Origin of the sequence: Pseudovibrio sp. WM33 (assembly GCF_001623165.1) — a bacterium.
Classification (GTDB): domain Bacteria; phylum Pseudomonadota; class Alphaproteobacteria; order Rhizobiales; family Stappiaceae; genus Pseudovibrio.
This window is the reverse complement of the sequence record NZ_LMCK01000058.1, coordinates 1-6,653: the sequence shown is the minus strand read 5'-3', so window position 1 is coordinate 6,653 and position 6,653 is coordinate 1. Positions and strand designations below refer to the sequence as shown.

At 53.4% G+C, this 6,653-nt stretch carries 4 protein-coding genes; all 4 read left to right on the top strand.

The genetic code is table 11. The features are described from left to right. Nucleotides 1-325: 325 nt before the first annotated feature. From fabI to PsWM33_RS11180, 4 genes are read left to right on the top strand one after another with little or no spacing between them, the layout of a single operon-like run. Nucleotides 326-1,090: an enoyl-ACP reductase FabI gene (fabI, locus tag PsWM33_RS11195; RefSeq protein WP_063300271.1), complete on the top strand. Its 765-nt coding sequence runs from the start codon at nucleotides 326-328 to the stop codon at nucleotides 1,088-1,090. A 19-nt stretch (nucleotides 1,091-1,109) separates the two neighbouring features. After that, nucleotides 1,110-3,389, top strand: a complete 2,280-nt coding sequence (locus PsWM33_RS11190; protein ID WP_063300270.1) for a DUF3141 domain-containing protein — start codon at nucleotides 1,110-1,112, stop codon at nucleotides 3,387-3,389. A 9-nt stretch (nucleotides 3,390-3,398) separates the two neighbouring features. Continuing rightward, nucleotides 3,399-4,781: a bifunctional enoyl-CoA hydratase/phosphate acetyltransferase gene (locus tag PsWM33_RS11185; protein WP_063300269.1), complete on the top strand. Its 1,383-nt coding sequence runs from the start codon at nucleotides 3,399-3,401 to the stop codon at nucleotides 4,779-4,781. Continuing rightward, a complete protein-coding gene (locus PsWM33_RS11180) occupies nucleotides 4,739-5,938 on the top strand; it encodes an acetate/propionate family kinase (RefSeq protein ID WP_342585909.1) in 1,200 nt (399 codons plus the stop codon). The genes PsWM33_RS11185 and PsWM33_RS11180 overlap by 43 nt, the downstream gene beginning before the upstream one ends. Nucleotides 5,939-6,653: the final 715 nt, after the last annotated feature.

The window sequence follows — 6,653 nt, the reverse complement described above, 5'->3', positions numbered from 1 at the left end:
TAACTATAGGCGTGGACCACTTCAAAGGGGGAGGCTCACGGCGTCTGTGCTGACAGGCACTCAGCTCTGGTCGCCAACCGAAAAAAGTAAATGACGGACGCATTTGTCTTGGAAAACTAGGTCGCTCGACACCTACTGAGAAATGACTTAAAATTAATTACAAAATTACTTAGTTACATAAATAGTCACTCTTTGAATATTTCAATCACCCAATTTATTTACTAGATTTCGCGCCTTGGTTTTCCTTATTTCTCCTGTATAGCTATTTCTAGTCTTGTTGTTTTCCTTCCAAATGACAGGTTTCAACCAACAGGGTAATGACCGCATGTTTTCATTGAAGGGCAAGAAAGCCCTTATTGTTGGGGTGGCGAATAGCCAGTCCATAGCATGGGGATGCGCCAAAGCCATGAAGGCACAGGGCGCAGAACTGGCTCTTACATACCTGAATGACAAAGCGAAAAAGCATGTGGCCCCACTGGCAGAAGAAGCCGATGCAGCCATTTTTGCGCCGCTGGATGTGACGAAACCTGACGAGGTGGATGCTCTTTACCAGCAAATCGAGCAGGTCTGGGGTTCGCTGGACATTTTGCTGCACTCCATCGCCTTTTGCCCGCAGGCTGACCTGCATGGCCGCGTGGTGGATTGCTCGGCAGAGGGGTTTGGCGTGGCCATGGACATTTCCGTGCACTCCTTCCTGCGCCTCATCCGCAAATCAGAACCGCTGATGCCTTCCGGGTCCAGCGTCATGACCGTGACATTCCATGGCTCGGAAAAGGTGATCAGCCACTACAACATCATGGGTCCGGTGAAAGCCGCGCTGGAAAGCACCACGCGCTATGTGGCAGCAGAATTGGGCCAGAAAGGCATCTCCGTCAACGCATTGTCGCCCGGCCCGCTGGCAACACGCGCCGCCAGCGGCATTACCAGTTTTGACGAAATGCTGGCCGACGCAACGCAGCGTGCACCCACCCGAAAACTCGCAAGTATTGAAGACATTGGCGCATATGCCGCCTTTCTAGCCAGTGATGAAGCCCGAAACATCACCGGCGTGGTTCACCCCATTGACGGTGGTTACCGCATCATTGGTTAGGCCGGCACCGAGGTAGATTATGCAAGTAGAACTCTTTAGCAAGCGAACCGCCCAGTACTTTGAGGCCCTCGCTGAACAGAACCAGTTTTTGCAGGTCGCCAACTCACGACGCTCCACGCGCCTGATGAACGACCTTCAGAAGAAACAGGCCAAATCAAAAACCAAAAGCGACGCACTGGCCGCATCCTGGGGGCCGTACGACACGCCCAAGAAGCTGCTGGATGCTTGGTCTCATTATCTCAAGGAATCCAGCGAACGCGCCATCCTGACCATGGATGCCCTGCGCGAAGCCAGTGACACATACTTTGACCACATGGCCAAGGGTTGTCCTCCTGTTCTCATTTATGATTACGAGGTGGTTGTTGAGGGCCGCAACCTGCCGCGCCCCTGCAACTACATGCTTTTGAAGATCATTCCGCCTGAGGGCGTGGAAGTGCTGGACTGGAAGCGCCCCTATGTGATCATCGACCCGCGTGCTGGCCACGGTGCAGGCATTGGCGGGTTCAAGAATGACAGTCAGGTGGGGGTTGCCCTGCGTGACGGACACCCCGTGTACTTCGTCGCCTTTCATCCAATGCCAGAGCCCAATCAGGAGCTGTCACACGTCACCCATGCCGAAGCGGCCTTCCTGCGCGAAATCATCTCACGCCACCCAGACAGCCCCAAACCCATTGTGGTTGGCAACTGTCAGGGCGGGTGGGCAACAGCTATTCTGGCAGCGGTCTATCCGGACCTGGTGGGGCCGATCGTGCTCAACGGTGCGCCCATGTCCTATTGGAGCGGTAAATTGGGGCAAGATCCCATGCGTTACTCAGCAGGTCTAACCGGCGGCGTTGTGCCTGCGCTACTTTCTGCAGATCTGGGCAATGGTCTGTTTGACGGTGCCAATCTGGTGCAGAATTTCGAGATGCTGAATCCGGGTCGCAATTGGTTCCGCAAGTACTACGATTTGTACACCAATATCGATAGCAGCGAAGAACGTTATCTGGAATTTCAGAAGTGGTGGAGCGGCTTCTATTACATGACGGAGGAGGAGTTCCGCTGGATTCTGGATAATCTTTTCATCGGCAACAAGCTGGCGAAAAACGAAGCGTTTCTGGAACCGGGACGCCCCATTGACCTGAAGACCATCAAGTCGCCCATCATCGTTTTTTCCTCTTATGGTGATAACATTACGCCGCCAAACCAGGCACTCAATTGGATTGCCGATACCTATACGGATGAAGCGGAGATCGAAATCCTCGGCCAGCGTATCCTTTATATGCTGCATGATCAGGTCGGGCATCTGGGCATCTTCGTGTCCTCCAGCATTGCCAAGCGCGAGCATACGCAGGTTGCGTCTACGCTGAAGACAATCGAAGCCTTACCTCCGGGACTCTATAAGCTTCAGATCGAGGAACAGACGGGCAAAGGTTGTGATGCCAAGTTCAAGGTGAGTTTTGCCCGCAAGACTATTGATGAAATGCTACTGGAAACCGGCGAGCGCATTGACGAAAAAACCTTTGCCGGTGTCGCACGTTTCTCGGAGAGTCTGGAAGATGTGTATGACAGCACACTTGGCCCTGTGTTGAAGACCATTAACAGCCCGCAAACGGCAGATGCAACGCGAGATTTGCACCCCATGCGGCTGACAAATGGTGCTTTTGCCTCCACCAATCCCTTCATGTTCTGGCCCACAATGGCCGCTGCAGCGGTGAAGGAAAACCACACGCCTAACATGGCCAAAACGCCTTTCCATTATTGGGAGGAACTGATGGCCGACAGCATTGAATATGGTTGGGATGCGCTGAAGGACATGCGCGAAGCCTTCATTGAAAACAGCTTCCTCACCTTCTGGGCCTCACCGCCCGCAGTGGAATACGGCAAGGCCTTGTCCTTCCGCCGGCCAAAGGTGCCAATGCAAGACCTGCACAGCCTGACCAGCATTCAGAACGCGCTCAAGAAGATCGAGAAGGGCGGGGCAGCTGCAGCCATCGTGCGTATTGTGTTGATGATTGCCGACACACGCACCGAAGTGCGCGGCGAAAAGCTGGAGCGGTTCAACGAAGTGCTGACCACATGGGCACCGTTTAAATCCATGGATCCGAAAGAGCGCAATTTCCTCATTCACGATCAGACGCTCATTTCCCGTTTCGAAATGGAAGCAGGGTATAATGCCTTGCCGGTTCTGTTGAAAAGCGAGAAGGACAAGACCTTTGCGTACAAGGCGGTGTCTTACATCATCGGCAAGGAAGAGAATATGGCGCCGACGTCACTGGAACTGTGGCACTGTCTGAAGAAGTCGCTCAAATGGGGTTAGGAAGGTTTGATGACAACAACCTACAAGAATACTCCGTATGACCAGATCGAAGTTGGCATGGAAGCCATTTACGAGCGGACCTGCTCTGCGGATGACTTTTACGTCTCCGCCCATGCCTCCGGCGACCTCAACCCTATCCACCTGCCCAAGGAAGACCGGGACGGAGACGGCAACTTTGAAGGCGTCGCCCCCTCCCTCTGGGTCGCCAGTCTGATCTCTGCAGTGTTGGGCAATCAGATGCCCGGGCCGGGCACGCTCTACAAAAGCCAGAGTCTGCGCTTTCTGGGCCGTGCTTATGAAGGAGACCACCTGACGGCCCGCGTGAAAGTGACGGAAAAGCTGCCCGATTACATCGTGACACTGCAAACCACCGTGGAACGTGCGGACGGTCAGGTGATTGTGGAAGGCGAGGCCGAGGTTATCGCCCCGCGCACCAGCCAAATCGCCAAGGCCGTCAGCTTGCCGGGTCTGACCGTGCGCAGTCATGAGCACTTCGATAGACTGCTGGATCAAGCCCGCCCGTTGCCACCTCTCATCACCGCCGTTGTGGCGCCAGAAGACCGCAAGTCACTGGGCGGCGCTCTGCTGGCTGCAGAAAACACGTTGATCGAGCCGGTCCTGATTGGCTCTCGCGAAAAGATCGAGGATGCCGCAGAGCGTCTTGGCAAAGATCTGGCCCACTGCGATATCATTGACGTTGCAAGCAACAGTCAGGCGGCAGCACAGGCCGTGGCCATGGTGCGCGAAGGCAAAGCACAGGCCATCATGAAAGGCCAACTCCACACCGACGTGTTGTTGGCGGAGATCGTGAAACGGGATGTGGGCCTGCGCACTGACAATCGCCTCAGCCATGTGTTTGTGATGGATGTGCCGGGATTGGACCATTTGCTGTTTATCACCGATGCGGCCATCAACATCTCACCGGATCTGGAAACCAAGGTGGATATTGTCCAAAACGCCATCAATCTGGCACTGGCGCTTGGTCAGCAACAACCCAAGGTGGGCATCCTTTCAGCCGTGGAAACGGTGAACACCAAAATCCCCTCCACCATGGATGCTGCGATCCTTTCTAAAATGGCAGAACGCGGCCAGATCAAGGGCGGCATCGTGGATGGCCCGCTGGCCATGGACAACGCTATCGACATTGATGCTGCGGTAACAAAAGGCATCACCTCCTTGGTTGCTGGTAGGGCAGATGTACTGGTTGTGCCCAATCTGGAATCTGGCAATATGCTAGCCAAGGAACTGGCCTTTGTTGCCCATGCAGAAGTGTGCGGAGTGGTTATGGGCGCCCGCTGTCCGGTGATCCTCACCAGCCGTGCAGATGACGACAAGGCCCGGTTAATGTCTTGCGCTGTTGCGCTTCTTTACGCTACGAGCCAAAAAGCATGAGTTTTTATTTTACGCTCAATACCGGATCGTCCTCCGTCAAGTTCGCGCTTTACAAAGCGCAGGCTGAGCCTGACCTTTTCATCTCCGGCATTGTTGAACGTCTGGGCCCTTCTGCCCGCTTGAAGATGCAGACACCCGGCGAGGACATCGTGCGGGAGCTGGGCACAGTTGACCATGCCAGCGCCGTCGTCGCCATCTTCGCCAAGATGGAGCCCTACTTGCAAGGGCAGCCTGTCGTTGGCATAGGGCACCGCATCGTTCATGGCGGCAATGCCTTTTTCAAACCAACAGAGTTGACCTCTGAGGTGGTGCAGAAGCTGGAGCAGATGATTCCGCTGGCCCCGCTACACCAGCCATACAGTCTGGCCACCATCCGCGCGGCCAAACAGGTGTTTCCGGGCGTACTGCAGATCGGCTGTTTTGATACGGCCTTCCATGCCGGTCACACCTTCCCCAATGACGCCTTCGCCATTCCACGGCATTTTTATGAGGAAGGTGTGCGCCGCTATGGCTTCCACGGGCTTTCCTTTGATTACATCTGTAGTGAAATGCGCCGGGAACATCCCGATGTCGCCAACGGACGCCTCGTCATCGCCCATCTGGGCAACGGCGCCTCTATGTGCGCGGTGGAGGAGGGACGTTCCATCAACGCCAGCACCAGCTTTTCTGCCGTCGACGGCCTGGCCATGGGCACACGGTGCGGACGGTTGGACCCGGGCGTCATGCTCTATCTGATGCAGGAAAAAGAACTGTCGGCAGCAGAAATCGAGAGCATCATCTATCGTCGCAGCGGGCTCTTGGGATTGTCAGAGGAATCTTCAGACATGCGCGTGCTGGAACATTCAGAAGAGCTGTTTTCCAAGCAAGCCATCAACTACTATTGCTACCAGATCCGCCGCGAGGTGGGTGCCATGGCCGCCACTCTGGAAGGCATCGACGCCCTAATCTTCAGCGCTGGCATTGGCGAGAATTCAGCTCGGGTGCGGTCCAGCGTATGCGAACCACTGGAGTTTCTCGGCATCACCATCGATCAGGAAAAGAACATGGCTAACGCACCGGAAATCGGGACCGGACCGGTACGCGTCTTCATCATGCCCACCAACGAGGAGCAGGTGATTGCACGGGCCGTTGCAGAAGCTACGGCGAAAACTCAATGAGTTATTTCATCCTGCAGTCATCCGACGACCAGAATAGCCGCCGCGACTACTCCCCAAAAAAGGATGAAACACAAAAAATAATTAAAAAACACACCGAGATTGGCTCTCGCTTCGCTCGAACTTCATGCTTGAACGATGCCAACAATCGGTAAGCCTAAAGCTGCAAACGAACCCAACATTGCGACCGTTATCAAAAAACCCAGCATATCTCTCCTCAACGATCTCAGTATTTACTTGCATCAAATCATGGCTTGCTTGCATAAATCAATCACTGATTGCAAATTAAAAATTCACTCTTTATCTTTTATTTTTAATATGCACCACTAGATCTTGAGAAATACATGATTCAAAATCCATTTTTCGCCGTAAAAGCAAATTGAGGCGAAAAGCTAATCAAGGAAGGTTTTTTGTTACGCTATTCAATGATGTTGATGAGTGCCTAAAATGACAGATTTAGCAACCTACAGCCCCAGCGCAATTGATCGCCTTTTCCTTGTTGGAAGGAACATTGAACACTCCTACAGAATATCCAAAAATATAGTCGCTTTTATTTGCAAAACTACTTTATTTACCAAAAACGATAAGCACGTAATAGTTAAGTTCTCATACTCTGGAAATGTTCAATACCATAGGATCAGCCTATGTGACATGGACAAGTTTGAGTATATATTTGACACTGAGCTTCCCCCTTTGAAGTGGTCCACGCCTATAGTTA

Bases quoted from the DNA above. Each gene is read 5' to 3' on its own strand.
- PsWM33_RS11185 (WP_063300269.1), top strand. From the start codon at position 3,399: ATGACAACAACCTACAAGAATACTCCGTATGACCAGATCGAAGTTGGC.
- fabI (WP_063300271.1), top strand. From the start codon at position 326: ATGTTTTCATTGAAGGGCAAGAAAGCCCTTATTGTTGGGGTGGCGAAT.
- PsWM33_RS11190 (WP_063300270.1), top strand. From the start codon at position 1,110: ATGCAAGTAGAACTCTTTAGCAAGCGAACCGCCCAGTACTTTGAGGCC.